General features: G+C 60.9%; 24 protein-coding genes. 15 read left to right on the top strand and 9 right to left on the bottom strand.

Going from position 1 to position 24,489, the window contains the following annotated elements:
- Positions 1-369: 369 nt before the first annotated feature.
- Both ACS5Q8_RS10350 and ACS5Q8_RS10345 read right to left on the bottom strand, forming a co-directional pair.
- Positions 370-969 (bottom strand): GNAT family N-acetyltransferase, encoded by a 600-nt coding sequence (locus tag ACS5Q8_RS10350; RefSeq protein WP_465160131.1) that lies wholly within the window; start codon positions 967-969, stop codon positions 370-372.
- A 12-nt stretch (positions 970-981) separates the two neighbouring features.
- Positions 982-1,326 (bottom strand): FKBP-type peptidyl-prolyl cis-trans isomerase, encoded by a 345-nt coding sequence (locus tag ACS5Q8_RS10345; protein WP_276197397.1) that lies wholly within the window; start codon positions 1,324-1,326, stop codon positions 982-984.
- Positions 1,327-1,574: 248 nt separating this feature from the next.
- Here ACS5Q8_RS10345 and ACS5Q8_RS10340 point away from each other — a divergent pair, with 248 nt between their 5' ends.
- Positions 1,575-2,462 carry a nitrilase family protein gene (locus tag ACS5Q8_RS10340; RefSeq protein WP_276197396.1) on the top strand — a complete coding sequence of 296 codons (888 nt, stop codon included), beginning with the start codon at positions 1,575-1,577 and terminating at the stop codon, positions 2,460-2,462.
- 12 nt (positions 2,463-2,474) lie between these two features.
- Here ACS5Q8_RS10340 and ACS5Q8_RS10335 read toward each other — a convergent pair whose 3' ends face one another.
- Positions 2,475-3,095, bottom strand: coding sequence for a transglycosylase SLT domain-containing protein (locus ACS5Q8_RS10335; RefSeq protein ID WP_247398239.1), 621 nt, complete (start codon positions 3,093-3,095; stop codon positions 2,475-2,477).
- A gap of 167 nt (positions 3,096-3,262) precedes the next feature.
- Between ACS5Q8_RS10335 and ACS5Q8_RS10330 the strand changes: the two genes are divergently transcribed.
- Positions 3,263-4,759: a helix-turn-helix transcriptional regulator gene (locus ACS5Q8_RS10330; protein WP_276197395.1), complete on the top strand. Its 1,497-nt coding sequence runs from the start codon at positions 3,263-3,265 to the stop codon at positions 4,757-4,759.
- A gap of 130 nt (positions 4,760-4,889) precedes the next feature.
- Complete coding sequence (locus ACS5Q8_RS10325; RefSeq protein ID WP_247398235.1) at positions 4,890-5,162, top strand: DUF1652 domain-containing protein; 273 nt, start codon at positions 4,890-4,892, stop codon at positions 5,160-5,162.
- Here ACS5Q8_RS10325 and ACS5Q8_RS10320 read toward each other — a convergent pair.
- Complete coding sequence (locus tag ACS5Q8_RS10320) at positions 5,125-6,318, bottom strand: MFS transporter (RefSeq protein ID WP_276197394.1); 1,194 nt, start codon at positions 6,316-6,318, stop codon at positions 5,125-5,127. The genes ACS5Q8_RS10325 and ACS5Q8_RS10320 overlap by 38 nt on opposite strands.
- A gap of 88 nt (positions 6,319-6,406) precedes the next feature.
- On the bottom strand, positions 6,407-6,715 hold the full coding sequence (locus tag ACS5Q8_RS10315) for an RcnB family protein (protein WP_247398232.1): 309 nt from the start codon (positions 6,713-6,715) through the stop codon (positions 6,407-6,409).
- Positions 6,716-7,058: 343 nt separating this feature from the next.
- On the opposite strand from ACS5Q8_RS10315, the gene ACS5Q8_RS10310 reads away from it, so the two are divergent.
- Genes ACS5Q8_RS10310 through ACS5Q8_RS10300 form a run of 3 tightly spaced genes read left to right on the top strand, consistent with a single transcriptional unit; the run spans position 7,059 to position 10,090 of the window.
- The gene (locus ACS5Q8_RS10310) at positions 7,059-7,616 is read left to right on the top strand and encodes a helix-turn-helix domain-containing protein (protein WP_247398230.1); all 558 of its coding nucleotides are present in this window, start codon (positions 7,059-7,061) and stop codon (positions 7,614-7,616) included.
- Between the two features lie 11 nt (positions 7,617-7,627).
- Entirely contained in the window at positions 7,628-8,974 is a 1,347-nt protein-coding gene (locus tag ACS5Q8_RS10305) for a glutamine synthetase family protein (protein WP_276197393.1), read from the top strand.
- Between the two features lie 18 nt (positions 8,975-8,992).
- A complete protein-coding gene (locus tag ACS5Q8_RS10300; protein WP_276197392.1) occupies positions 8,993-10,090 on the top strand; it encodes a DNA alkylation repair protein in 1,098 nt (365 codons plus the stop codon).
- A 133-nt stretch (positions 10,091-10,223) separates the two neighbouring features.
- Here the strand turns inward: ACS5Q8_RS10300 and ACS5Q8_RS10295 are convergent, their stop codons facing one another.
- The gene (locus ACS5Q8_RS10295; protein ID WP_247398224.1) at positions 10,224-11,117 is read right to left on the bottom strand and encodes a LysR family transcriptional regulator; all 894 of its coding nucleotides are present in this window, start codon (positions 11,115-11,117) and stop codon (positions 10,224-10,226) included.
- A gap of 129 nt (positions 11,118-11,246) precedes the next feature.
- Between ACS5Q8_RS10295 and ACS5Q8_RS10290 the strand changes: the two genes are divergently transcribed.
- The 6 genes from ACS5Q8_RS10290 to ACS5Q8_RS10265 all read left to right on the top strand — a co-directional run bounded on the left by ACS5Q8_RS10290 (position 11,247) and on the right by ACS5Q8_RS10265 (position 19,027).
- Complete coding sequence (locus ACS5Q8_RS10290) at positions 11,247-12,893, top strand: GMC family oxidoreductase (protein ID WP_247398222.1); 1,647 nt, start codon at positions 11,247-11,249, stop codon at positions 12,891-12,893.
- 65 nt (positions 12,894-12,958) lie between these two features.
- Positions 12,959-14,581 carry an MFS transporter gene (locus ACS5Q8_RS10285; protein WP_276197391.1) on the top strand — a complete coding sequence of 541 codons (1,623 nt, stop codon included), beginning with the start codon at positions 12,959-12,961 and terminating at the stop codon, positions 14,579-14,581.
- A gap of 222 nt (positions 14,582-14,803) precedes the next feature.
- Complete coding sequence (locus ACS5Q8_RS10280) at positions 14,804-16,753, top strand: DNA topoisomerase III (protein WP_465160130.1); 1,950 nt, start codon at positions 14,804-14,806, stop codon at positions 16,751-16,753.
- A 131-nt stretch (positions 16,754-16,884) separates the two neighbouring features.
- Positions 16,885-17,325 (top strand): CBS domain-containing protein, encoded by a 441-nt coding sequence (locus ACS5Q8_RS10275; protein WP_253394661.1) that lies wholly within the window; start codon positions 16,885-16,887, stop codon positions 17,323-17,325.
- Positions 17,326-17,333: 8 nt separating this feature from the next.
- Positions 17,334-18,179 (top strand): NAD-dependent protein deacetylase, encoded by an 846-nt coding sequence (locus tag ACS5Q8_RS10270; protein WP_247406436.1) that lies wholly within the window; start codon positions 17,334-17,336, stop codon positions 18,177-18,179.
- Positions 18,180-18,697: 518 nt separating this feature from the next.
- Positions 18,698-19,027 (top strand): hypothetical protein, encoded by a 330-nt coding sequence (locus ACS5Q8_RS10265; RefSeq protein WP_247406437.1) that lies wholly within the window; start codon positions 18,698-18,700, stop codon positions 19,025-19,027.
- 58 nt (positions 19,028-19,085) lie between these two features.
- Here the strand turns inward: ACS5Q8_RS10265 and ACS5Q8_RS10260 are convergent, their stop codons facing one another.
- On the bottom strand, positions 19,086-19,988 hold the full coding sequence (locus tag ACS5Q8_RS10260; RefSeq protein WP_247406439.1) for a LysR family transcriptional regulator: 903 nt from the start codon (positions 19,986-19,988) through the stop codon (positions 19,086-19,088).
- Positions 19,989-20,122: 134 nt separating this feature from the next.
- Between ACS5Q8_RS10260 and ACS5Q8_RS10255 the strand changes: the two genes are divergently transcribed.
- The 3 genes from ACS5Q8_RS10255 to ACS5Q8_RS10245 are packed head-to-tail and all read left to right on the top strand — an operon-like array spanning position 20,123 to position 22,710.
- A complete protein-coding gene (locus ACS5Q8_RS10255) occupies positions 20,123-20,821 on the top strand; it encodes a CoA transferase subunit A (protein ID WP_010566044.1) in 699 nt (232 codons plus the stop codon).
- A 36-nt stretch (positions 20,822-20,857) separates the two neighbouring features.
- Positions 20,858-21,517, top strand: coding sequence for a CoA transferase subunit B (locus ACS5Q8_RS10250; protein WP_253394655.1), 660 nt, complete (start codon positions 20,858-20,860; stop codon positions 21,515-21,517).
- A gap of 11 nt (positions 21,518-21,528) precedes the next feature.
- Positions 21,529-22,710 (top strand): acetyl-CoA C-acetyltransferase, encoded by a 1,182-nt coding sequence (locus ACS5Q8_RS10245; RefSeq protein ID WP_276197389.1) that lies wholly within the window; start codon positions 21,529-21,531, stop codon positions 22,708-22,710.
- A gap of 59 nt (positions 22,711-22,769) precedes the next feature.
- On the opposite strand, the gene ACS5Q8_RS10240 is transcribed toward ACS5Q8_RS10245, so the two are convergent.
- Both ACS5Q8_RS10240 and ACS5Q8_RS10235 read right to left on the bottom strand, forming a co-directional pair.
- A complete protein-coding gene (locus ACS5Q8_RS10240) occupies positions 22,770-23,186 on the bottom strand; it encodes a PaaI family thioesterase (RefSeq protein ID WP_276197922.1) in 417 nt (138 codons plus the stop codon).
- A 126-nt stretch (positions 23,187-23,312) separates the two neighbouring features.
- A complete protein-coding gene (locus tag ACS5Q8_RS10235) occupies positions 23,313-24,398 on the bottom strand; it encodes a DUF1615 domain-containing protein (protein ID WP_276197388.1) in 1,086 nt (361 codons plus the stop codon).
- Positions 24,399-24,489: the final 91 nt, after the last annotated feature.

The following is a 24,489-nucleotide window of genomic DNA, read 5'->3' as shown; positions in this document are numbered from 1 at the left end:
TCCATAGCAGCCTGAGGTGAATCAGGTGCTGGTCAGCGTCGATGAGAGGGGATCAGGACAGGCGCCAGAACTGGTCGCTGCCGGGATGCCGCTTCTCGCTGTTTGGCGAGACAACGGCATCGAAAGAATGCGCGTTACCTTGCCAAGTCTGTGCCGGTTACCGAAACCGGCCGACAACTGTCACTTGAACAAGTACCCACTGAGGGTCTCCGCTATTGATGAAAACGCGCGAAGCTTACGCCCCGACTACAGGAGAGTAAACCGCAGGAAAGTACATACATGATGAATAGAAGGATTCTTCAGGATGGGTTCAGGAACCCCTATCTTGAAGCCCTCCGACGCTTAAATGTGGGAGGGGTATATCCGCAGCTAAGGTGCAACGGGTCGATCTCGCGGCACCTGCCTCAAGTAATCATCCACCTGCCCACCCGCCAGCGCCTTGACCTGAATCGACACCGTATTGAGCTGCCGCCCCATCCTGATCCCCTCGCGAGTACGCACCGGCACATAGCCCAGTTTGGGCCAGAAGCGCTCAGCCTTGCGATTGCCGACCACCACCGTCAGGCGCAGCCACGCGGCCCCCTGCCTGACGGCCCATGCTTCGAGGTCTGCATGCAGCCGCTGCGCCAGCCCGCTGCCATGCAGGCGCGTATCCACCAGCAACAAGCCGATATGCCACACCCCGGTCGCGAGCAAATCCGCCGCGATATTCACCACGCCAACCAGTTGGTGTTCGCTATCGCGATAGCCCAGCCAATACATCCGGCTGCAACACCAGCCTGCCGGCAACTGGCTCTGTAATTCCTCGCGAGCTTCGGTCGGCGTGGCCGGTTCACCGTTCACCGCCAGGAAGTAACCCGGCGACCGTTCAAAAAAAACCTGCAGCTCGGCTTCATCAGCGTCCAGCAGCTCAACCACCGCGACGCCCTCGATGGAACAGCCAGGTAACGCGTGCAAATCAACGTCCATGTTCAGTCGCCCTCAATCATCGCGCGTCAGCACTTCCAACAATTCAATTTCAAAGCGCAAAGGGCTGTTGGGCTTGATATGCACGCCCATCGAGCGCTCGCCATACGCCAGGTGCGCCGGCACGAACAATGTGCGCACGCCGCCGACTTGCATGCCCATTAACCCCTGATCCCAGCCCTTGATCACGCGGCCCGTTCCAATCACACACTGAAACGGCTTGCCCCGTTCCCAAGACGAATCGAACACCGTGCCGTCTTCCAGGGTGCCGGTGTATTGGGTGGTGATCAACGCACCCTTGACCACGGCCTTGCCGGTGCCTGGGCGGATGTCGGTGATCTGGAGTTGTTCGTCGCTCATGGGGGGGACTCTCGTTGACTGCGCAAAGGCTGGGTTTTCCCAGAATTAGCGGGGGTTGGCAAGTTGCGCAGGCGATCCTATGTCGCAGCAACCCGAGGGTCTGGCTCGTTGTAGCGAGTAAGCACCGCAGGTTTTCGGGAGCCGGCTGACACCTCAACCGGAAGCGCCCGATTTTCTCTCGCCCGTCAGATCACCTCTTATGGAGCACCAGCCACTCCGGCGGTATCCACCCAAAGAGGTCACCCGCAATGAACCAAACCACAAGCCCTGTACGTGTTTCTGTCGTGCAATTCGATCCCCAGGTCGGTGTGGACCACCGTGCCGCAAACCTGCGACGTAGCCTGGAGCTGGCAGCCGAGGCGGCGAACGGCGGCGCCAATCTGATCGTGCTGCCAGAGCTTTCCAACTGCGGCTATTTTTTTTCCAACCGCAACGATGCGTTCGATCACGCCGAAGCGGTACCAGGCGGTCCAAGTATGCGGGCATGGATCGACTTTGCCGGCAGGTACCAGGTCTATCTGGTGGCGGGCCTGAGCGAAATCGACGGCATGCAATTATTCAATACGGCGGTGCTGCTGGGCCCGGGCGGTTTTATCGGCAAGTACCGCAAGGCCCATCTATGGAACCTCGAGAAGCTGTGGTTCACCCCGGGAAGCACGGGCTTTCCAGTCTTTGAGACACCCATCGGCCGGATCGGCATGCTGATCTGCTGGGACATCTGGTTCCCCGAAGTACCGCGCATTCTGAGCCAGCAAGGTGCCGATATCATTTGCAGCCTGAACAACTGGGTCTGGACGCCGCCTCCGTTGTTCGACGACGCCGGCAAGTGCATGGCGTCTTACCTGACGATGACGGCTGCGCACGTCAATAACGTGTTTATCGCCGCCGCCAGCCGAATCGGCGAAGAACGCGATGCCCGTTACCTGGGGTGTTCGTTGATTGCCGGGACCAATGGGTGGCCGATCGGCAAGGTGGCATCCGCCAATCGTCAGGAAATTCTGTTCGCCGATATCGACCTGAGCACCGCGCGCAGTGCGCCCATCTGGAACAGCCTCAATGATCTGCAAAGGGATCGGCGGGTTGACCTGTACGATCAGATGCTCGGCTACATGCAGCATCGTGCATTACCGCGTTGAGCACGAGTGCCCTCACAACCAATGCCAAAACCGGCTCCAAAACCCGCGCCCCAAGTCATTCTTGCAGCCCGCATATTGCTGCGCATACAACTGCGAACGGGCCTGCACCTTGCTGGCCACGGGAGGTAGCCAGGCTTTGCCGGCGTAGGTGCGCTGGCGATAGCCGCCCCAGCCTTCGTGGTAATTCAGGTATTGGCCGTAGGCGTCGTACTTGTACACACCGTTGAGGGTGTAGGTCTTGTCCATGTACCAACCGACGAAGTCGATGGCGTCGTCGAAGTCCTGGCGACTGGCACCGCTGCGGCCGGTGCTTTTGCGGTAGTCGTTCCACACTTCATCCTTGGCCTGGGCGTAGCCGGCGGCGGTGGAGACGCGGCCCCAGGGGATGATCCACAACAGGTAGTTACGCGGGGCCTTGGCGTCCTGCCGGAAGGCCGACTCCTGGTACATGATGGCGAACGGTAACTGGATCGGCACACCCCAGCGCTTTTGGGTAACTTGGGCGGCGTCGTACCAGTCCGCCTTTTCGCGAAAGATGCCGCAAAGGTCGTTGGGCGTGCGTGGCGGCGAGGTGCCGCAGGCCGCCAGTAGAGAAGTGAGTATTAACAATCCGACGGCTTTGCCTGCGCTCAAGATGCACCTTTGCGGGATACGCTAAAAAGGCCGGCATCTTACGCCTTCAATGCGGCAGGTGGAAAAACAGCCTCGCCAACGGGCGCCAGGTCGCACGGCACAATTGCTCTGCACTATCCCAAAGCCCGGGTGTCGTAACTCCCATGTGCCCATTCCCCGGAGAAACCATGAGCCAGGACGTCCTCGCCAAAGAAACCAATCGCCGCCAATTGCAGCAGATCATCTCCGGGTTGTCCGACGGGGTGATCTTGGCCGAGGTCGACCAGACCATCCTCTGGGCCAACGAGGCGGCGCTGAGCATGCACGGGGTCAGTGCGGTCGAGCACCTGGGCGCGAACAATCAGGCGTATGCCGAGCGGTTCGCCTTGCGCTATCGCAATAACCACCCGCTGTTGCTGGACAGCTACCCCCTCAGCCGTTTGGCCGCCGGCGAAGAGTTCAGCGACGTGGTCGTGGAAGTCACGTCCACCGGCGACGGTGAGCGCAGTTGGGTCCATCGCCTACGCAGCCTGGTGCTGACCGATTCACGCGGTGAACCGGAGTTGCTGGTGTTGATCCTCAGCGACGCCACCGAATGGGCGAGCGCCGAGCAGCGCTTCGAGAAGACGTTCAACGCCAACCCCGCTCCCGCCGTGATCTGCCGCCTCAGCGATCTGCGCTATATCAAGGTCAACCAGGGCTTTCTGGAGATGACCGGCTTCAACCGCGACCAGGTGATCGGCCGTTCGGTGTACGAACTCGACGTACTCGAACACGCCGAGCGCAAAGACCTGGCCATCCAGCGCCTGGCCGAAGGTGCAACCATCCCGCAGATGCAGGCCGAATTGAGATTGCCCGAGGGCGGCAGCAAGTTGGTGATCGTGGCCGGCCAGCCGTTGGACATGAACGAGGAAGACTGCATGTTGTTTTCCTTCACCGACCTGGAGCCTCGGCGCAAGGCGGAAATCGCCCTGCGCCAGAGTGAGGAGCGCTTCGCCAAGTCGTTCCGCCTTTCGCCCGTGCCGACCCTGGTGTGCAGCGCCGCCAACCAGCAAGTGGTGGATATCAACGAAGCCTTCATGAACATGACAGGCTACACCAGCGAAGAGCTGATCGGCAAAGCCATCGAAGACATCAACTTCATCGACAGCGCCCAGGCCTGCGCGCAGTTGTTCGCCACCCTGAAAAAAGCCGGCAACCTCGACGGGCTGGATCTGAAGGTGCGCAAGAAAGGCAATGAGGTGATCGACTGCGTGGTGTCTGCCGATACCGTAAGCATCCAGGATGTGCCCTGCTACCTGCTGGTACTGATGAACATCACCGAACGCAAACGCTCGGAACTGGAGCTGGTGGCGGCCATCGAGGAAGTGATGCAGGACGCCTCCTGGTTCAGCCAGACCCTGATCGAAAAACTGGCCAACGCCAAAAGCGTCAACCGCCCCAACGTGCCGGGCATTGCCTTCACCGACCTCACCGCGCGCGAGCGCGATGTGCTGGGTTTGATTTGCGAAGGCCTGGCCGACAAAGAGATCGCCTCGCGCCTGAAGCTGGCGCCCAACACAGTGCGCAACCATGTGGCCACGGTGTATTCCAAACTGGGGGTGCATAGCCGCAGTGCGGCGATCGTCTGGGCCCGTGAACGCGGGCTGTTCGCCGGTGAATTGCGCCTTAAAAACAAACGTTGAACGTGCAAATGCACTAGTGCGGCTAGTGCGAATTCGCCTTATTGCATGTCGGTGTAATGCTTAACCTTCCGGAGGTGGACACAGGGTTTCGAGGCTGTGTCGTCCTACTCGACACCCGGAAGGAATTAGCATGTTTACCCTGTCTCAACTGCGAAATTGCATCGAAGAAGGCCTATCGCCGCTGACCTGCGAATTCACCTTGTGCCGCGACGCCTCGCTGACCCTCAAAGTCTTCGACGCCGAAACCGGCCGCGTCGACCTGGTAGTCACAGGGATCAGCAACAAACAGCTGCAGACCCCACAAGAAGTGGACAAGATGGTCGAAGAATTACGCTACGAGTTGCAAAGCAACCACCTGGGCAAACTCACCCTGGATGACTTGCCTTCAGCCTCGCACCCATGAAATAGAACACCCCGCCACCGATGATAAACGCCCCCAGCATGTAGAACATGAACGGAGCCGGCTGACTGGACAACACCAGCCCGCACAGCACCGGCCCCAGCGCGGCGCCGAGGTTGGACAGGTTCTGCGCCCCGTAATACATGCCACGCAGGTGGTCCGGGGCAATGCGGTCGATAAACATATACTCGGCCGGAAACACGACGATTTCCCCCACGGTAAACACCGCCATCGCCAGCACCCACCACAGCACGCTGGTGGACAGCGCAAAGCCGATCAACCCCAGCATGAACATGCTCAAGCCGAAGATCAGCCACTGGCTCAGATAACGGTGCGAGATGCGGCGACCGATCACGTATTGCAGGGCAATCACCAACACCGCGTTGGTCGTAAGCACGGCGCTGATGACCTTGTAGGTGTATTCAGCAGTGGTGGTGGTCACCAGATATTGCGACAGATAAGCCGTGAACTGGCCGAACACCACCGCACTAAGCAAGCCGCCAACGGTGAAGCACACCAGCCGCCGATCCTTTAACAGCACGCGGCCGACGGCTAGGAACGACACCGGCTTTTGCGTGGTATCGACAGTGGCCAGCGCACGATCGCCCCAGCGCCAGTACACCAGGAAAAACCCCGCCCCCAACAGCGCCGAGAGCATAAACGGCAAGCTGATATCCAGCTTGGCCACCATCGCGCCAAAGAACGGCCCCAGCGCATAGCCGATATTGGTCAGGGTGTACTTGATGGAAAACACTTCACTGCGTCCGTCTTCCGGCAGGAGGCTGGCAAAGCCGGCTTTGATCGCAATATCGATGACCGCGTAAGCCAGGTTGATCAAGATCAGGCAGCCATAGAACGCCCAGATATTCTGCGCGAGCAGCGTGCCGATAAAGCCCACCACAAACAGCGCGCTCAAGCCCAGCAGCAACCGATAGCTGCTGATGCGATCGACGAGAAACCCGCCGTACACGCTGAGCAACGATCCGACGATCAGCGAACTGCCGATCACCAGGCCGACCTGGATGATGTCCAGGGCAAAGTGTCGGGTGAGGTAGATAACCAGGTACGGAAAGGTGATTGCCTTGGCCAGCGTCAGCATCAACGTGGCGGACAGCAACAGGTTCACGGTGCGGGGGTAGTGTCTTAGTGTGGCAAGCATCCTGCTCTCATTCCATTAAGGTAACGCGACCATTGCAGCCGGTTACCTTACCCCAGGAACCTGAAAAAAAGCAGGCGTTTCCAGCGGATTATTGCGTGACCGGGGTGATCTCGAGGATGGTGCCGTTGGTGGTTTTGAGCAGCACAAACCTATTGCCGACACGGGCCCATTGGCTGTCCTCTTCGGGCTGCTTCAAGCCGCGTTTTTTCCAGTCACTGACCGCCAACTCCTTGCGCATCAGCATATCCGGCGCACGGTCGCCCTCTTTCAAGTCACGGGCATTGATGTTGGAAGGCTGCACGGTTTCCTGCGGGGTATCACCGGCCTGCACGACAACGCTGGCGGTGGACAGGCTGGCAGCGACCAGCAGGCAGGCGACGAGGGATTTGGACTTCATGGGTGCTCCTTCAAGTAATGAGGCGTACCCAGGTTCCGACCGCAGGCGTGTGGAATCATTCAGCCCAAAGCCGACCTCTTGGCTTCCCCCGCACCCTGTGGCGAGGGCGCTTGCTCCCGCTGGGCTGCGCAGCAGCTCCAAAAGGCCCGACCCCGAACCACCCGGACAAACGCGATGAATGGATGAGGCCAGCTTCGCTGCCCAACGGGAGCAAGCTCCCTCGCCACAAGGTGTTCGCCGCAGCGCCTGCGCCAGTGCGAATAAATGCTGCCCAACGCCATCACCCATTGCCATCGTGAAAATATTCATGTAATTTTTCATGAAATTTAACGAAATAAATTTCATGAACCAGCAAGAAGAACTCGAAGCCCTCGCGATCCTGATCCACGACCTGCGCAAGTACAAGAAACTCACCCTCGCGCAATTGGCACAAAAGATCGAGCGTTCGGTGGGCTTCCTGTCTCAGGTCGAACGCGGCCTGTCACGCCCGACAGTGGCGGACCTGACCGCCATCAGCCACGCCCTTGACGTGCCCACCACCTATTTCTACAGCCTGAGCAAGCCCAAGGCCATCAACTGGGTGACGCGCCCCAACGAGCGGCGCACGGTGTATTACGCCAATGGCATCACCGACATCCTGGTCTCCCCCAGTATGAACGGCGCATTTTCGATGCTCGACAGCCTGTTGGCCCCCGGCGCCAACAGCGGTGAGCAGACCATGAGCGACCGCGCCGAGCAGGCCGGTTTTGTACTGGAGGGTGAGTTGACGCTGTGGCGGGAAGGTGAAGCCGATTCGGTCACCCTGCGCCAAGGCGACAGTTTCCACCTGGCCAGTTTCGCCCGCTGCCGCTACGCCAACCTGACCGAACTGCCCGCCCGCGTGCTGTGGGTTTACAACTAGGAGCTACACCCGTGAAAAGCCATTCCTCCACGCTGCTGGCCGAAGTACGGAGCTTTCGCCAGAACCACCCCGACGTGCGTTACGTTGACCTGATCGCCCTGGACATCCCCGGGCATTTCTACGGCAAGCGCTACCCGGTGGAGATGCTGGAAAAAGTCGCCGCTGGCGGCCCGTTGAAGCTGCCGCAGAACGCCGTGCTGCTGGGGGTTCAGGGCGGCTTGTTCAAGATCGGTGACTACTGCTTCAACGACGGCGACCCCGACGCCAACCGCCGCCTGGTGCCGGGCACGCTCACACCAGTGAGCTGGGAATCGCAGCCACTGGGCCAGATGCTGATCACCTCGGACGGCACGCAAGCGCCTATCGAATTCGAACCGCGAGAAGTGTTGGCCAAGGTCCTGGAACGCCTGCACCACAAGGGCATTCATCCGGTGGTGGCCTTCGAACTGGAGTTTTACCTGTTCGACAAGAAGCTCGACAACGGCCTGCCGCAATTCGCCCGCGACCCGTTGAGTGAGGACGCCGACGACCAGCCCAACCTGCATATCGAGCGACTGTCGCGCTTCAGCGAGGTACTCGACGATATGGCACAAACCGCCAAGGACCAAGGCATCGACATCACGGTGATCACCGCCGAACTCGGCCCCGGCCAGTTCGAGATCAACTTCGGCCACTTGGACGATGGCCTGCGCGCCGCCGACTGGGCCGCCCTGTTCTGCCGCAGCACCCGTGGCGTGGCGCTAAAACACGGCTACCGCGCCAGCTTCATGGCCAAGCCCTACCTGCAATTCCCCGGCAGCGGCATGCACGTGCATGTCAGCCTGTACGACGGCGCCGGCAACAACTTGCTCGCCGCCCATCAACAGCAGCCCCTGCGCCACGCCGTCGCCGGTTGCCTGGAGCTGCTGCCGCACTGCATGCCGATCTTCTCGCCGAACCACAACGCCTTCCGCCGCCTGGGTGGTACGGTCAACGCGGCCACCCGTGCGAGCTGGGGCTTTGAAGACCGCGATGCGTGCGTGCGCATCCCGGAATCCGACCCGCGCAACCTGCGCATCGAACACCGCCTGGCCAGCGCCGATGCCAACCCCTATCTGGTGTTGGCGGCGATTCTAGCGGGGTTGGAGCACGGGCTTGAAGCCCAGCGCGAACCCATCGCCCCACTCAATGATGACCGCAACAGCGGCAGCGACTTCCCCCTGGAAATGCTCGAGGCCGTGCGCGCCATGCAACATCAAGCGGTATTGCGCGATAAGCTGGGCGCAGAATTTGTCGACGTGTACTGCGAGAACAAACGCCAGGACCACTTGGCGTTTCAACAGGAGATCAACACGCGGGAATACCGCTGGTTTCTCTAACCCCCCATGGAATCACCGATGACCGACCAAAGCGCCCCGGCCCTCAAGGAAATCTTCAACCTCGAACGCCTGCAACACATCGCCACCGAGATGACGGCGGTGTACCCGGCGTTCGACGCCAATGGGTTTCTCAAGCACGCCAAGGCCGGGCTGGCCGAGTTGTCGGTGATGCAGCGCATGGCGCGGGTCAGCGACAGCCTGCATGCGGTGATCCCGCTGGACTACCCGCAGACCCTCAAGCTGCTCTATGCGCTCGCACCGCGCTTGAACAGCGGGTTTGTCAGCCTGTTCCTGCCGCACTACGTGGCGAGTCATGGCCGGGATGACTTCGAGCGTTCCATGGCTGCACTCAAATACTTCACGACCTTTGGTTCCTCCGAATTCGCGATCCGGCACTTCTTGCTGCACGACTTCCAACGCACCCTGGCAGTGATGCAAGAGTGGTCGCTGGATGACAACGACCACGTGCGCCGCCTCGCCAGCGAAGGCTCGCGACCGCGACTGCCGTGGTCATTTCGCCTGGCCGACGTGCAGGCCAACCCCGCGCTGTGCGCGTCGATCCTCGACAGCCTCAAGGCCGACAGCAGCCTGTATGTGCGCAAGTCCGTGGCCAACCACCTCAACGACATCACCAAGGACCACCCCGATTGGGTGCTCAGCCTGATCGAAGGCTGGTCGCTGGATAACCCGCACACTGCGTGGATCGCGCGCCATGCGCTGCGCAGCTTGATCAAGCAAGGCAACACCCGCGCGCTGACGATCATCGGCGCAGGAGCCAAGGCCGAGGTCAAGATTCATCACCTGCGCGTCACCCCGGCGGTGATCAAACTGGGGGAGCGGATCAACCTGACCTTCAGCCTCGAATCCACCGCCGCTGCGCCACAGAAACTGGTGGTGGACTACGCCATCGACTATGTAAAAAGCGCCGGCCACAGCGCGGCCAAAGTGTTCAAGCTCAAGGCCTTTACCCTTGGCGCAGGCGAGCACCAGCGCATCAGCCGCGAACAACATATCCGTGAACTGACCACGCGCAAGCACTACCCCGGCAAGCACGCGGTGCATGTGCTGGTGAATGGGGAACGGTTGGGCAGTGCGGAATTCGAACTGCGCGACTGACTCAGTTCAAGCAACACCACAGATCCAATGTGGGAGGGGGCTTGCCCCGATAGCGGTGATGAAGTCATGCATGTTTTGGCTGACACACTGCTATCGGGAGCAAGCCCCCTCGCACATTTTTGATCCGGTTTCTTCAGGTGGACTCGCCGAGCAACAGCGGCTGCTCACGCGCGCACAACTCCACTACGTAATCCCACAGCACCCGCAGCCGCACCGACTTGTGCAGTTCCCTGCGCGAGCTGATCCAATAACTGCGCTCAATCCCCTCCCCCGGCAGCAACGACACCAACTCCGTGTCACTGGCCGCCATAAAGCACGGCAACACAGCAATCCCCAGGCCGGAACGTGCTGCCTGGTGCTGGGCGATCACACTGGTGCTGTGGAACACCACCTTGGGGTTGCGACAGAAACTGCTGAGGAATTTCAGTTCCTGGCTGAACAGCAGGTCATCGACGTAATCGATCCAGGCATGGCCGGCGAGGTCTTCACGTTTTTCAATCGGCGGATTGCGCGCCAGATAAGCGCGGCTGGCGTAGAGCGCCAGGCGATAGTCGGTGAGTTTGCGCGTGACCAGTTGATCGACGCTGGGACGTTCGAGGTGGATGCTGATTTCGGCTTCGCGGTTGAGGATGCTGACGAAACGCGGCACGGCCACCAGCTCCACTTCCAACCCCGGATAGCGCTCAAACAACCCGCCCATGCGGCTGGCGAGAAACATCACGCCCAGCCCTTCGGCCACGCCCAGGCGGATCTTGCCCAGGGGTGCGGCGGTGTGGGTCAGTTCGTCTTCGGCCAGCAGCGCGACGTTTTCCATGGCTTCGGCATGTTTGAGCAGGGCCTCGCCGGACGGCGTCAACTCATAGCCGTGGGCGTGCTGCACGAACAACGCGGTGCCGAGGCTTTTCTCAATGGCCTCGATATGCCGCGCCACGGTGGCGTGGGTGGTTTTCAGGCGTTGCGCGGCGGTGAGCAGGCGGCCGCTGCGCTGCAACTCGAGAAAATACCGCAGGTCATTCCAGTCGAACATAGCGCCTCCAATCCGTGAGCCTGAGCCGCACTGTTTAAAAACGCACAGCGGCTGGGTAAAAACTAACATTTTTAAGACGAAAACTAACAACTAGGATGGAGCCAATAAGAAAAACAAGCGAGACCTCAGATGCCCACTGCAACTGCTGAATACGATTACATCGTCGTAGGCGCCGGCCCCGCAGGCTGCCTGCTGGCCAATCGACTGTCCGCCAACCCCGCCCACCGTGTGCTGTTGCTTGAAGCCGGTGGACGCGACAACTACCCCTGGATTCATATCCCCGTCGGCTACCTGTTCTGCATCGGCAACCCACGCACCGATTGGTGCTTCAAGACTGAAGCCCAAGCCGGCCTGCAAGGCCGTGCCCTGAGTTACCCACGGGGCAAGGTGCTCGGCGGTTGTTCGTCGATCAACGGCATGATCTACATGCGCGGCCAGGCCCAGGATTACGACGGCTGGGCAGCCGAAGGTAACGCCGGCTGGGCGTGGAAAGACGTGCTGCCGCTGTTCAAGCAAAGCGAAAACCATTTTGCCGGCGGTTCGGAATTTCACAGCGACGGCGGCGAATGGCGGGTTGAACAACAACGGCTGTCGTGGCCGATTCTGGATGCCTTCCGTGAGGCTGCGGCCCAAAGCGGCATCGCCAACATCAGCGACTTCAACCAGGGCGATAACGAAGGCTGCGGTTACTTCCAGGTCAACCAGAAGGCCGGCGTGCGCTGGAATGCGGCCAAGGCGTTCCTCAAGCCGATCCGCCGGCGGCCGAACCTGACCGTGTTGACCGACGTGGAAGTCGACCGCGTATTGCTGGAGAACGGCCGCGCCTCGGCAGTGCTCGGGCGTCAGCACGGCCAACAGCTCAGTTGGAAGGCGCGCAAGGAAATCGTGTTGTGCGCAGGCGCGGTGGGTTCGCCTGGCATTCTGCAGCGCTCGGGGATTGGCCCGGCCAACGTGCTCAAACCGCTCGGCATTGATGTGTTGCATGAACTGCCGGGCGTCGGCGGCAACCTGCAGGACCACCTGCAACTGCGGCTGATCTACAAGCTGGAAAACGCGCGCACCCTGAACCAGATCGCGGGCTCCGTGTGGGGCAAGATGGGCATGGGCCTGCGCTACCTGTATGACCGCAGCGGCCCGCTGTCGATGGCGCCCAGCCAGCTCGGCGCGTTTGCCCGCTCGGGCCCGGAACACACCTCGGCCAACCTTGAATACCATGTGCAACCGCTGTCCCTGGAGCGCTTTGGCGAGCCGTTGCACGCGTTCCCGGCGTTTACCGCGTCGGTTTGCGACCTGCGCCCGCAAAGCCGTGGGCGTGTCGATATTCGCTCGGCCAACCCGGCGGATGCGCCGCTGATCCAGCCCAATTATCTCAGCCATCCGCAAGACCTGCGGGTGGCCGCCGATGCGATTCGCCTGACTCGACGCATCGTCGCCGCGCCGGCCCTGAGCCCGTTCAAACCGGTGGAATACTTGCCCGGCGATGCACTGCAAACCGAAGAGCAACTGCACGAAGCCGCAGCGCGCATCGGCACGACGATTTTCCATCCGGTGGGCACCTGCCGCATGGGCAGTGACCAGGACGCGGTGGTCGACGCGCAACTGCGGGTCCACGGCGTGCCGGGGCTGCGCATCGCCGATGCCTCGATCATGCCCCGCATCACGTCCGGCAATACCTGCTCACCCACGCTGATGATCGCGGAGAAAGCCGCGCAACTGATCCTTTCGCCGAACACAAGGAGCCTTGCCCCGGAGAGAGAACTGGTCCATGCAATCTGAATAGCGGCGCCACACCTGGCGCCGACAGTGGAACAACAATAAATAATCACTGTGAGGGATACCCGATGTCAGAACATGCTCAAACCCTGAGCTCGGCGGTCAGCGCGAGCACCGGTAGCGAATCGAGAAAAGTCATCTTCGCCTCGTCCTTGGGGACGGTGTTCGAGTGGTATGACTTTTTCCTCTATGGCGCCCTCGCGGCGGTGATCAGCAAACAATTCTTTGCCGGGGTCAACGACACCACGGCGTTTATCTTTGCCTTGATGGCCTTCGCGGCCGGCTTTGTGGTGCGCCCGTTCGGTGCACTGGTGTTTGGTCGCCTGGGCGACATGATCGGGCGCAAGTACACGTTCCTCGTGACCATCATCCTGATGGGCGTGGCGACGTTCTGTGTCGGCCTGTTGCCGACGTATGCCAGCATCGGTATTGCCGCGCCGGTCATTCTGATCGCCCTGCGCATGCTGCAAGGCCTGGCGCTGGGCGGTGAATACGGCGGCGCAGCCACCTACGTGGCCGAACACGCCCCCGCCGGCAAGCGCGGCCTGCACACCAGTTGGATTCAATCCACCGCTACCCTGGGGTTGCTGCTGTCATTGCTGGTGGTGCTGGCCTGCCGCTACTTCACCGGTGACCAGTTCGAAGTGTGGGGCTGGCGCATTCCGTTCCTGTTTTCCATCGTATTGCTGGGCATTTCCACCTGGATTCGCATGAGCCTGCATGAATCGCCGGCGTTCCTGAAAATGAAAGAGGAAGGCAAGGCCAGCAAGGCACCGATCCGCGAATCCTTCGGCAAGTGGGAAAACCTCAAGGTGGTGCTGATTGCGCTGTTCAGCATCAACGGCGGACAAGCGGTGACCTTTTACGCGGCACAGTTCTATGTGCTGTTCTTCCTCACGCAGTTCCTGAAGATGGACCCGGCCCTGGCCAATATGCTGCTCATCATCAGCGTGGTGATTGGGGCACCGTTCTTTATCTTCTTCGGCTGGCTGTCGGACAAGGTCGGGCGCAAGCCGGTGCTGATGCTCGGCCTGCTGCTGGCGACCGCGCTGTACTTCCCGATCTTCAAGGGCCTGGCGCACTACACCAACCCGGCGATGGACCAGGCCAGCCGCCAAGCGCCGATCACCGTGCTGGCCGACCCGGCCACCTGCACCTTCCAGTTCGACCCGGTGGGCAAGGCGCGTTTTGATAGCCCGTGCGACAAGGTCAAAACCTTCCTGGTCAAGCAAGGCCTGCCCTACAGCAGCGCCGCCGCCCCTGCGAGCAGCCCGGTGCAGGTGAGCGTGGGCGACGTGCGCATCGATGGCTTTGACGAGGCGGCCCTGCGCGCTGCCGTGACCCTGGCCGGCTACCCGACATCGGCGGATGTGGCCCAGGTCAACAAGGTGATGGTGGTGGTGCTGATCGTTGTGCTGATCCTGATCGCGGCCATGTGCTACGGCCCGCTGGCGGCGCTGATGGTTGAACTGTTCCCGACACGCATCCGCTACACCTCGATGTCCCTGCCCTACCACATCGGCAACGGCTGGTTTGGCGGGTTCCTGCCGACCGTGTCGTTTGCCCTGGTGGTGTACACCGGCGATATCTTCTACGGCTTGTGGTATCCGGTGGTCGTGACCGGGGTGAGCCTGATTGTCGGGATGTTCTGCCTCAAGGAAACGCGGCACGTGGATATCGATAACAACTGACCCGACCTCCTGAACACCGTAGGTCCCCTGTGGGAGGGGGCTTGCTCCCGATGGCTTCAGTTATCTTTGCATTGACTGATAGGTCGCCATCGGGAGCAAGCCCCCTCCCACATCTGTTCTGCGGTGCCACACAAATTGCTGTACATCCATACAGATAATGGTTGCTCAAATCCCTCGGACTCCGCATCCTGCAAGGCATCAACCCGATCTGATGTGATGACCATGCGGCTGTTCCTCTGTGAAAAACCCTCCCAGGCCAAGGATATTGCGGCCGTGCTCGGCGCCACTCGCCGTGGCGACGGTTGCTGGCTGGGCAACGGGGTGACCGTCACCTGGTGCATCGGCCACCTGCTGGAAACCGCCCCGCCCGATGCCTACGACGCCAAGTACAAGCGCTGGGTGCTCGCCGACCTGCCGATCATCCCGGACAAATGGAAGATGCGGGTCAAGCCCAAGACCGCCAGCCAGTTCAAGGCCGTCAAGCGCCTGCTGGGCGAAGCCCAGGAGCTGGTGATCGCCACCGACGCCGACCGTGAGGGTGAAATGATCGCCCGCGAGCTGGTGGAGCATTGCCGCTATCGCGGGCCGATCCAGCGGCTATGGCTGTCGGCGCTGGACGACGCTTCCATTCGCAAGGCCCTGGCTGCGCTCAAACCCGGCGCCGAAACCTTCAGCCTGTACCACTCGGCCCTGGGCCGTTCCCGCGCCGACTGGCTAATCGGCATGAACATGAGCCGCCTGTTTACCTTGCTAGGCCGTCAATCCGGTTACCAGGGCGTGCTGCCGGTGGGCCGCGTGCAAACCCCGACCCTGCGCCTGGTGGTGGACCGTGACCGCAGCATCGCCGATTTCGTACCGGTGGCCTACTGGGCCATCGATGTCGACCTGCGCCAAGCGCACATGACCTTCACCGCCCAATGGCGCGCCACCGACGACGCCTGTGACGATCAAGGCCGCTGCCTCAACCCGCAACTCGCCCGAGACGCCGCCGACGCCATGACCCACGCTGCCAGCGCGCGACTGGTGAAGTTGCGCACCGAACGCATGCGCGAGGTCGCCCCGCTGCCCTTCGACCTGGGTACGCTGCAGGAAATCTGCTCGAAGAAGCTCGGCCTCGGCGCCCAGGAAACCCTGGACATCGCCCAATCGCTCTACGAAACCCACAAGGCCATCACCTACCCACGCAGCGATTGCGGCTACCTGCCCTTGAGTCAGCATGGCGACGCGGCGAAGATCCTTGCCGCGTTGGGCCGTGCCGACGCGGCGGTCAACGAACTGATGCCGCATATCGATCCCCAACGCCGCTCGCGGGCGTGGAACGACGCCAAGGTCAGCGCCCACCATGGCATCATTCCCACCGGCGCCGGCAAGGATGTCGGGCAGCTCACCGGCAAGCATCGGGCGGTCTACACACTGATTCGCGCGCGCTACCTGGCGCAGTTTCTGCCCAACCATGAATATGATCGCACCCAGGCGGATTTCGACTGTGCAGGCCAGGCGCTGCGCGCGGTGGGCAAAGTCGTCATCGAAGCGGGCTGGAAGCGCGCGCTGCCCGAAGCCCTTGCACCGGCCAAGGGCCGTGAGGCGCCGGCACCGCAAGCCCTGCCGGCACTGGTGCAGGGCCAGGATTACGCCGTCGCCAAGGTCAACCTCAAGGACCTGTGGACCCAGCCGCCCAAACCCTTCACCGAAGGCGACCTAATCAAGGCGATGAAAAACGTCGCCAAGCTGGTGGAAGATCCGCTGCTCAAGCAAAAGCTCAAGGACACCACCGGCATCGGCACCGAAGCCACCCGCGCCGGGATCATCCAGGGCCTGCTGGACCGGGGCTACCTGATGAAGAACGGCAAGGCACTCTCGGCCACCCCGGCGGCGTTCAGCCTGATCGATGCAGTGCCCCGCGCCATCGCCGACCCGGGCACCACCGCGATCTGGGAACAGGCGCTGGACATGGTGCAAAGCGGCGAAATGAGCCTGGAAGAGTTCGTCGCCAAACAAGCGGCCTGGATGAGCAAGCAAGTGGCCCGCTGCAACGGCATGCGCATGACCATTACCGGCCCTGCCAGCCCGGCAGGCCGCGGCGCCACACCGTGGAAAAAGAAGCGCACGGCCGCACCCCGCAAGACGGCGGCCAGCCCGAAGCGAGCGAAAAAGCCGACAAGTACCGGGTAAACCATGAATAAATCCGGGGTATGACGTTTTTTGACGGGTTTAACGCCGCTTTGGTCCTTGCTACCGCGCGGGCCGTCTAGGATTCTGTAGGGGATTGCAGACGTCCCAACAACAATACCGGAGTGGCCGCCATGAAAACCGTCTCAGAAGTACTCAAAGCCAAAGACAAGCAAAACCAGGAAGTCCACACCATTGAATGGGACCACACCGTATTCGAAGCGTTAGTGGTGATGTCATCGAAAAATGTCGGGGCCTTGCCGGTCGTCAAGCAGGGCGAGGTGGTTGGCATCATCAGCGAACGTGACTACGCACGAAAACTGATACTCAAAGGCCTCTCTTCAGTCACCACCAAAGTCCATGAGGTCATGAGTTCTCCAGTCATAACGGTTGATGCCCATAAAACGGTCGAAGAATGCATGAACATCATGACCGACAGTCACCTGCGCCACTTGCCGGTGGTCGTCGACGGAAAACTGCTGGGTTTGCTCTCCATCGGCGATCTGGTCAAGGAGGCCATTGCCGAACAAGCCAACCTGATCAAGCAACTGGAGCAATACATTCGCGGCGAATAGGAGACCCCATGCTCGACTTGCTCGAACATCAGGAAGACCACCTCGATATCCTGCACCGGACCATGGCCGAACGGCGTTTTCTGGTGCTGACCGGGGCGGGAATCAGCACGTCGTCGGGTATCCCGGACTACCGGGACAGCGAAGGCATACGCCGGGGCAAGGCGCCGATGATGTACCAGGAGTTCCTCGCCACCCCACAAGCGCGCCGCCGTTATTGGGCACGGGCGATGCTGGGCTGGCCACGGGTGCGCATTGCGCAGCCGAACCAGGCGCACTTGGCTCTGGCCGCCTTGCAACACCGCCAGCGTATCAGCGGGCTGATCACGCAAAACGTCGACACGTTGCATGACCAGGCCGGTAGCCAGGATGTGATCGAGCTGCACGGCAGCTTGCATCGCGTGCTATGCCTGGATTGCCAGCGGCCCAGCGCACGCAATGTGATCCAACGGTTGATGGAAACCGAGAACCCCTACCTGGCCGGCGTCGATGCCGTGCAGGCACCCGACGGCGATACCCTGCTCGATCCTGCTTTTGAACAACGCTTTCGCGTGCCCCGCTGCCCCCACTGCAACGGCGAACGGCTGAAACCGGACGTCGTGTTCTTCGGCGAGAACGTTGCCCAGGCCACCGCAGCCAGGGCAATGGCGGCGGTGGAGCAAGCCGAGGGTTTATTGGTGGTGGGGTCGTCGCTGATGGCCTACTCGGCGTTTCGCCTGTGCAAGGCGATGGTCGAGCAAGGCAAGCCGGTGATTGCCATCAATCTGGGCAAGACCCGTGGGGATGAGTTGTTGCAGATGAAGATCGCGGCGTCCTGCGAGCGGTTGTTGCCGCTATTGGCAGAGCGCCTGGGATAACCAGAACACTGCGCATCAAAAATGAGTGGGGAACCCGGCCAGGCTAACGAGCTCCGGCGACCCACCGCACAAAAAATGACGCCCAAGTCACACTTCCCCGCACGGCCCCGTCGCCACGACGATTTATGTAGTGATCAAAAATAATCACTACATAACCGTTGACGTAACCTTTTTGTCCTTGCATGATCTAGACGTCTCCCGGATCGGGAGCGTTGGTAACAAGCGTTTTGAACAAGCTCGTCTGACCGCCGAGCTGTTTTTTCCGGATGTGCACTGCCCACAAGGCAGATTGATGAAGCTGACCGACCCAAAGGGTTCGGTACAAGGAGCTCAAACGCTACTTGTCTTCGTTATGAAACCATTGCGTAGCAGTTCATCAGCAAGACTACATGCATCAGGTTCAAGACCCTGCCCGTATTCGGCAGACCGTCACTGACGCCCGGTTTTCGGAACCGGAGACAACTAAGCAGTTTTAACGAATCAATTGATAGATCGCCAACTGGTCAAGGGGCTTACACATGAATCTGAACAACCAACCAACTATCGAACAATTGGCTGAGATGTTCGCAGCGCAGAAAGACACACTCGACGACCATATCCTGTGGATTGGTAAATCGGGCAAAGTCCAAATTGACTGCCTGGCGCCCCATACCGAAGAAGCCGAGTTCGACAGAAATAACCGTGAACTGGCGGCGCGCCTGAAGGTGTACCGCCGTGGCCAGGGTTATGTTGGCAAGAAAGCTGCGGCCGATCGCAACTTTATCGAGCAGGTGTTCGACACACTTAACCACGCGTGGGTATCTTTCAAAGACAGCGCGCAAGTTAAAGTAATCGATCGCTACTCCTAAGTACAACTCAACTAATGTGGGAACTGGCTTGCCAGTTCCCACATTTTTTTATGCAACTTCAAAAGTTGGGGTAACGGCCTTTCCCCGCCTCATCGCGAAAAATATCAAACAACACCTGTGCCGCCGCCGACAGTTCATGCCCCGGTTTGGTCAACACACCAATCGGCCGCTCGATCACCGGATCGGTCAAGGTGATGCAATGGGCGCCCGCCTCCTGCATCTGCTGCGCACATAAGGCCGGCACGGCGCTGACGCCCAGGCCACTGGCAACCATCTTGCCCACCGTCGCCAATTGGTGACTCTCCAACGCCACCGGCAATTTCATCTGCAAGGCACCCAGGTGTTCCTCCAGCATTACCCGCACTGTAGAGGGTCGTTGCAAGGTAATGAACGGTTGCTCCAATAGGCTTTTCCATTCGATTTCAGCGCGCTGTGCCAAGGGTGAATCCGCAGGCACTACGGCAATAAAACGATCCAGGTATAACGGCGTAAACGCCAGCGACGAACCTTCGGACGGTTCGAACGCCACGCCCAACTCGACCTGGCGATCACGGACCATCTCCAGCACCTGTTCGTTGATCAGGTCATGCACCGTCACGTTCACATGGGGGTAACGCGCGCGGAATATCTTCAGGATCGGCGGCAACAGGTTGCCTGCAAACGACGGCATCGCTGCCACCGTCACCCGCCCGCGCTGCAGGGTGAAACGCTGGCGCAGTTCATCCTCGGCGTTGTCCCAATCGGCAATCAACCGACGCGCCAGCGGCAACAAGGATTCCCCTTCAGGGGTCAGCGCGACATTGCGGGTATTGCGGCTGAACAAGCGCCCGCCAAGCCCTTCTTCCAGGCCTTTGATGGTCAGGCTCAGTGCCGATTGAGAGAGGTGCAGCCGCTCGCAGGCAGCAGCAAAACTCAGGCTCTGTGCCACGGCCAGAAAGGCACGCATCTGTTTGACGGTCATGACGTTACTCCGGACGACGGCTCGACTATGCAGTTTTTTAAATCAATCAACCTTAAAAAACAACTTAACAAATCAATCCGTCAGCGCAACACTCGGAACATTGACTGGCCCACAAACAATAAAAGAGGTGCTATATGGCAGGTTTCGATAAACGCGTGGCGTCCTATGAAGAGGCACTGGCAGGCCTGGAAGACGGCATGACCGTGCTCGCCGGCGGCTTTGGCCTGTGCGGCATCCCGGAAAACCTCATCGCCGAGATCAAGCGCAAAGGCACCCGCGACCTGACAGTGGTTTCCAATAACTGCGGCGTCGACGGTTTTGGCCTGGGCGTGCTGTTGGAAGAAAAGCAGATCCGCAAAGTGATCGCGTCCTACGTGGGCGAAAACGCCCTGTTCGAGAAGCAACTGCTCAGCGGCGAGATCGAAGTGGTGCTCACCCCCCAAGGCACCCTGGCGGAAAAAATGCGCGCCGGCGGCGCCGGCATTCCGGCCTTCTTCACCGCCACCGGCGTCGGCACCCCGGTTGCCGAAGGCAAGGAAACCCGCGAATTCAACGGTCGCCCGTACCTGATGGAAGAATCCATCACCGGCGACTTCGCCATCGTCAAAGGCTGGAAAGCCGACCACTTCGGCAACGTCATCTACCGCCACACCGCCCAGAATTTCAACCCGCTGGCCGCCACCGCAGGCAAGATCACCGTGGTTGAAGTCGAGGAAATCGTCGAACCGGGCGAGCTGGAACCGTCGCAGATCCACACCCCTGGCATCTACGTCGACCGGATCATCTGCGGCACCTTCGAGAAGCGCATCGAACAGCGCACTGTCCGCAAATAATCCCTCCAGCCCGAAGAGAATAAGAGGAACAGCACCATGGCTCTCACCCGCGAACAAATGGCTCAACGCGTCGCCCGCGAAATGCAGGACGGTTTCTACGTCAACCTGGGCATCGGCATTCCGACCCTGGTGGCCAACTACATCCCCGAAGGCATGGAAGTGATGCTGCAATCGGAAAACGGCCTGCTCGGCATGGGCCCGTTTCCCACTGAAGAGACCATCGATGCCGACATGATAAACGCCGGCAAACAAACCGTGACCGCGCGCATCGGCGCCTCGATCTTCTCCTCCGCCGAATCCTTCGCGATGATTCGCGGTGGCCATGTCGACCTCACCGTGCTCGGCGCGTTTGAAGTGGACGTACAGGGCAACATCGCCTCATGGATGATCCCCGGCAAGCTGGTCAAGGGTATGGGCGGCGCCATGGACCTGGTGGCCGGCGCGGAAAACATCATCGTGATCATGACCCACGCGTCCAAGGACGGTGAGTCCAAGTTGCTCAGCCAATGCACCCTGCCGCTGACCGGTGCCCACTGCATCAAACGCGTACTGACGGACCTCGCATACCTGGAAATCGACAACGGCGCCTTTATCCTAAAGGAGCGTGCCCCTGGGGTCAGTATTGAAGAGATTGTCAGCAAGACAGCCGGTAAACTGATCGTCCCCGACCACGTTCCGGAAATGCAATTCCAGTGAGGACACATTCCATGCAAGACGTTGTGATTGTTGCTGCCACACGTACCGCCGTAGGCAGCTTTCAAGGATCGCTCGCGGCCATCCCGGCACCGGAGTTGGGCGCTGCCGTGATCCGTCGCCTACTGGAGCAAACCGGCCTCGACCCGGCCCAGGTGGATGAAGTGATCCTCGGTCACGTGCTCACTGCGGGCTCAGGCCAGAACCCGGCGCGCCAGGCGTCGATCCTCGCTGGCTTGCCCCATGCCGTACCCGCGATGACCTTGAACAAGGTCTGCGGTTCGGGCCTCAAGGCCCTGCACCTGGGCGCCCAGGCCATCCGCTGTGGCGATGCCGACGTGATCATTGCCGGCGGCATGGAGAACATGAGCCTGGCCCCCTACGTATTGCCCGCCGCGCGCACCGGTTTGCGCATGGGCCACGCCAAGATGATCGACAGCATGATCACCGACGGCCTGTGGGATGCATTCAACGACTACCACATGGGCATCACCGCCGAGAACCTGGTGGACAAGTACGGCATCAGCCGTGAAGCCCAGGACGCCTTCGCCGCCGAGTCCCAGCAAAAAGCCGTCGCCGCCATCGAAGCCGGCCGCTTTGCCGATGAGATCACCCCGATTCTGATCCCGCAGCGCAAGGGCGACCCGGTGGCCTTCGCCGTGGATGAACAACCGCGCGCCGGCACCACCGCCGAGTCGTTGGCCAAGCTCAAACCCGCGTTCAAGAAAGACGGCAGCGTCACCGCCGGCAACGCGTCCAGCCTCAACGACGGTGCCGCCGCCGTGCTGCTGATGAGCGCCGACAAGGCCAAGGCCCTCGGCCTGCCCGTGCTGGCGCGTATTGCCAGCTACGCCAATGCCGGCGTCGACCCGGCCATCATGGGCATAGGCCCGGTCGCGGCCACCCGCCGTTGCCTGGAGAAAGCCGGCTGGAACGTGGCCGACCTGGATCTGGTCGAAGCCAACGAAGCCTTTGCCGCGCAATCCCTGGCGGTGGCCAAAGAGCTGGAATGGGACGCCGACAAGGTCAACGTCAACGGCGGCGCGATCGCCATTGGCCACCCGATCGGCGCGTCAGGCTGCCGCATTCTGGTGACCCTGCTGCACGAAATGATCAAACGCGACGCCAAGAAAGGCCTGGCGACGCTGTGCATCGGCGGCGGCCAAGGGGTAGCCCTGGCCCTTGAGCGCAGCTGATTCAAGAGCAACACACGAAAAGGCCCGGCTCCACGAAAAACCGGGCCTTTTTTTCGCCTTCAGTCCGCACGCGCCACCGCAAACACCGCGTTCGCCCGCGCCACGATTTTGTCCCCCACCTGCAGACTCACCGTGGCAAATGCCATTTGCCGGCCACGCTTGTGATGCTCCAGTCGTACCACCATCCACTCCCCCACTTGCACCGCGCCCAGGTAATCCACAGTCATGCTCGCGGTAAGCAACGGCAACGGCGGCTCACTGGAAAACGCCATCGCATAGCCCATGCCGATATCCGCCAAGGTTGCCAACACCCCGCCATGCACCGTGCCACGGCCATTGGCGTGACGGTTGTCGGCGCGCAGGCCGATTTCCAGTTGCAAGCCTTCACCCCGGCAATAGGCCGGGCCTAACAAGTCGAGGAGCGGGCTGCTGCGCGGCAATGAGACAAAACCTTCGGGCACGGCGTGAGCGATCATCGCGGGTTCTTCCTTGGAGTCAGCCATGAGGTGTACCCCAGGCCCCACACAGCGACCATTATCATCAACCGCGCATATCCTCTGCGATGCCTGGGGCTAATTCACCAACCCCGTTCAGGAATGACCTCAGCGCTTCATACAGCGCTGATAGCGCTCATCTACGCGCTGGGCGAACCAGGCGGTGGTCAGGTTGCGGGTGATCTTCGGGCTTTTGAGCACAATGCCCGGCAGGATCGCCCGTGGCAGCGGTTTGCCCGCCGCTGTCTCGGCCAGGGCAAACACGCGTTTGTAGAGCGTGGTCTGCTCAAAATCCAATTGCTCGCCCTGCTCCAACTGACTGCGGATGCTGGGGTTGCGCATGTCCAGCCTGGCGCCGAGGGAACGCACCGCCAATTCGGTGCTGCCGGGCAGAAGCGAGCCGTAGCGGATCAAATCCCCGTCCAGCGCCAACTCGGTGCCTGAGACGCGGCTGACGGCGGCCTGGAACGCAGCGTTGCGGCTGGCGTACCAGCCAGCGTTGAAGTCGGCAAAACGGTATAGCGTCCGGTCATAACTCACCGGGTAGCCGAGCAAATGGACGATGCCGAAGTACATACCGCCACGTCGGGTGAACACTTCCCGACGGATCGTGCCGTCCACCGTGTAGGGATAACCCCGCGACTGCTTCTGCGCAAACTCGATGCTCACTTGCATCGGGCCGGCGGTGTGTACCGGGTTGAAACCACCAAACAGCGTGTTGCCCAACGGCACCATGCTGATGAAGTCATCGAAGATCCCGCTCAAGTCCTTCTCCGTGCGTGCAGCGCTCAACCGATCGGCGTAGGACTTACCGGTGGGCGAACGCAGTTGCAGTGCAGTGCGGACCAACACCGCCGGCACATGCACCTTACCGGCACGGCGCAGGATTTCATCCTGGGCGATCTTGCCCATATTCGGCACGGGGGGATCGACCTGGTAAGTGGACTCTTGCTCGGTCACCGCCAGCACGGCGCAGATGTTTTCGGTACTGGGGTAGATGTGCTGGGTGTCGAAAGCGGTGTAGATATCCTGGGCCCAACCATTGCGATCGGCGACCTTGGCGGGCAGCAGGCGCACGATCTGCGCCTTGACCTCGGCTTCGCTGCGCTCCGGCTGTTGCGGGCCGCGTGAGGTCGCGCAACCGGCCAGTACCAGCAAGGGCGTGAGACACAGGATCAGGCGGCGTAGATGCATGGGGCTTCCTTGGAGGGCGATGGGCCGGGCATTGCAGATATCGACCGGTAAGTCTAACGCGGGTTCGCCCTATGCCTCCCCTCGCCAACAC

This window comes from Pseudomonas sp. PAMC25584 (assembly GCF_058135675.1).
Note: the sequence above shows the minus strand (reverse complement) of the source record. Positions and strands in the feature narration are given on the sequence as shown.

Coding starts and splice junctions, on each gene's coding strand:
- ACS5Q8_RS10350 (WP_465160131.1), bottom strand. CDS start 969: ATGGACGTTGATTTGCACGCGTTACCTGGCTGTTCCATCGAGGGCGTC.
- ACS5Q8_RS10345 (WP_276197397.1), bottom strand. CDS start 1,326: ATGAGCGACGAACAACTCCAGATCACCGACATCCGCCCAGGCACCGGC.
- ACS5Q8_RS10340 (WP_276197396.1), top strand. CDS start 1,575: ATGAACCAAACCACAAGCCCTGTACGTGTTTCTGTCGTGCAATTCGAT.
- ACS5Q8_RS10330 (WP_276197395.1), top strand. CDS start 3,263: ATGAGCCAGGACGTCCTCGCCAAAGAAACCAATCGCCGCCAATTGCAG.
- ACS5Q8_RS10325 (WP_247398235.1), top strand. CDS start 4,890: ATGTTTACCCTGTCTCAACTGCGAAATTGCATCGAAGAAGGCCTATCG.
- ACS5Q8_RS10320 (WP_276197394.1), bottom strand. CDS start 6,318: ATGCTTGCCACACTAAGACACTACCCCCGCACCGTGAACCTGTTGCTG.
- ACS5Q8_RS10315 (WP_247398232.1), bottom strand. CDS start 6,715: ATGAAGTCCAAATCCCTCGTCGCCTGCCTGCTGGTCGCTGCCAGCCTG.
- ACS5Q8_RS10310 (WP_247398230.1), top strand. CDS start 7,059: ATGAACCAGCAAGAAGAACTCGAAGCCCTCGCGATCCTGATCCACGAC.
- ACS5Q8_RS10300 (WP_276197392.1), top strand. CDS start 8,993: ATGACCGACCAAAGCGCCCCGGCCCTCAAGGAAATCTTCAACCTCGAA.
- ACS5Q8_RS10295 (WP_247398224.1), bottom strand. CDS start 11,117: ATGTTCGACTGGAATGACCTGCGGTATTTTCTCGAGTTGCAGCGCAGC.
- ACS5Q8_RS10290 (WP_247398222.1), top strand. CDS start 11,247: ATGCCCACTGCAACTGCTGAATACGATTACATCGTCGTAGGCGCCGGC.
- ACS5Q8_RS10285 (WP_276197391.1), top strand. CDS start 12,959: ATGTCAGAACATGCTCAAACCCTGAGCTCGGCGGTCAGCGCGAGCACC.
- ACS5Q8_RS10280 (WP_465160130.1), top strand. CDS start 14,804: ATGCGGCTGTTCCTCTGTGAAAAACCCTCCCAGGCCAAGGATATTGCG.
- ACS5Q8_RS10275 (WP_253394661.1), top strand. CDS start 16,885: ATGAAAACCGTCTCAGAAGTACTCAAAGCCAAAGACAAGCAAAACCAG.
- ACS5Q8_RS10270 (WP_247406436.1), top strand. CDS start 17,334: ATGCTCGACTTGCTCGAACATCAGGAAGACCACCTCGATATCCTGCAC.
- ACS5Q8_RS10265 (WP_247406437.1), top strand. CDS start 18,698: ATGAATCTGAACAACCAACCAACTATCGAACAATTGGCTGAGATGTTC.
- ACS5Q8_RS10260 (WP_247406439.1), bottom strand. CDS start 19,988: ATGACCGTCAAACAGATGCGTGCCTTTCTGGCCGTGGCACAGAGCCTG.
- ACS5Q8_RS10255 (WP_010566044.1), top strand. CDS start 20,123: ATGGCAGGTTTCGATAAACGCGTGGCGTCCTATGAAGAGGCACTGGCA.
- ACS5Q8_RS10250 (WP_253394655.1), top strand. CDS start 20,858: ATGGCTCTCACCCGCGAACAAATGGCTCAACGCGTCGCCCGCGAAATG.
- ACS5Q8_RS10245 (WP_276197389.1), top strand. CDS start 21,529: ATGCAAGACGTTGTGATTGTTGCTGCCACACGTACCGCCGTAGGCAGC.
- ACS5Q8_RS10240 (WP_276197922.1), bottom strand. CDS start 23,186: ATGATCGCTCACGCCGTGCCCGAAGGTTTTGTCTCATTGCCGCGCAGC.
- ACS5Q8_RS10235 (WP_276197388.1), bottom strand. CDS start 24,398: ATGCATCTACGCCGCCTGATCCTGTGTCTCACGCCCTTGCTGGTACTG.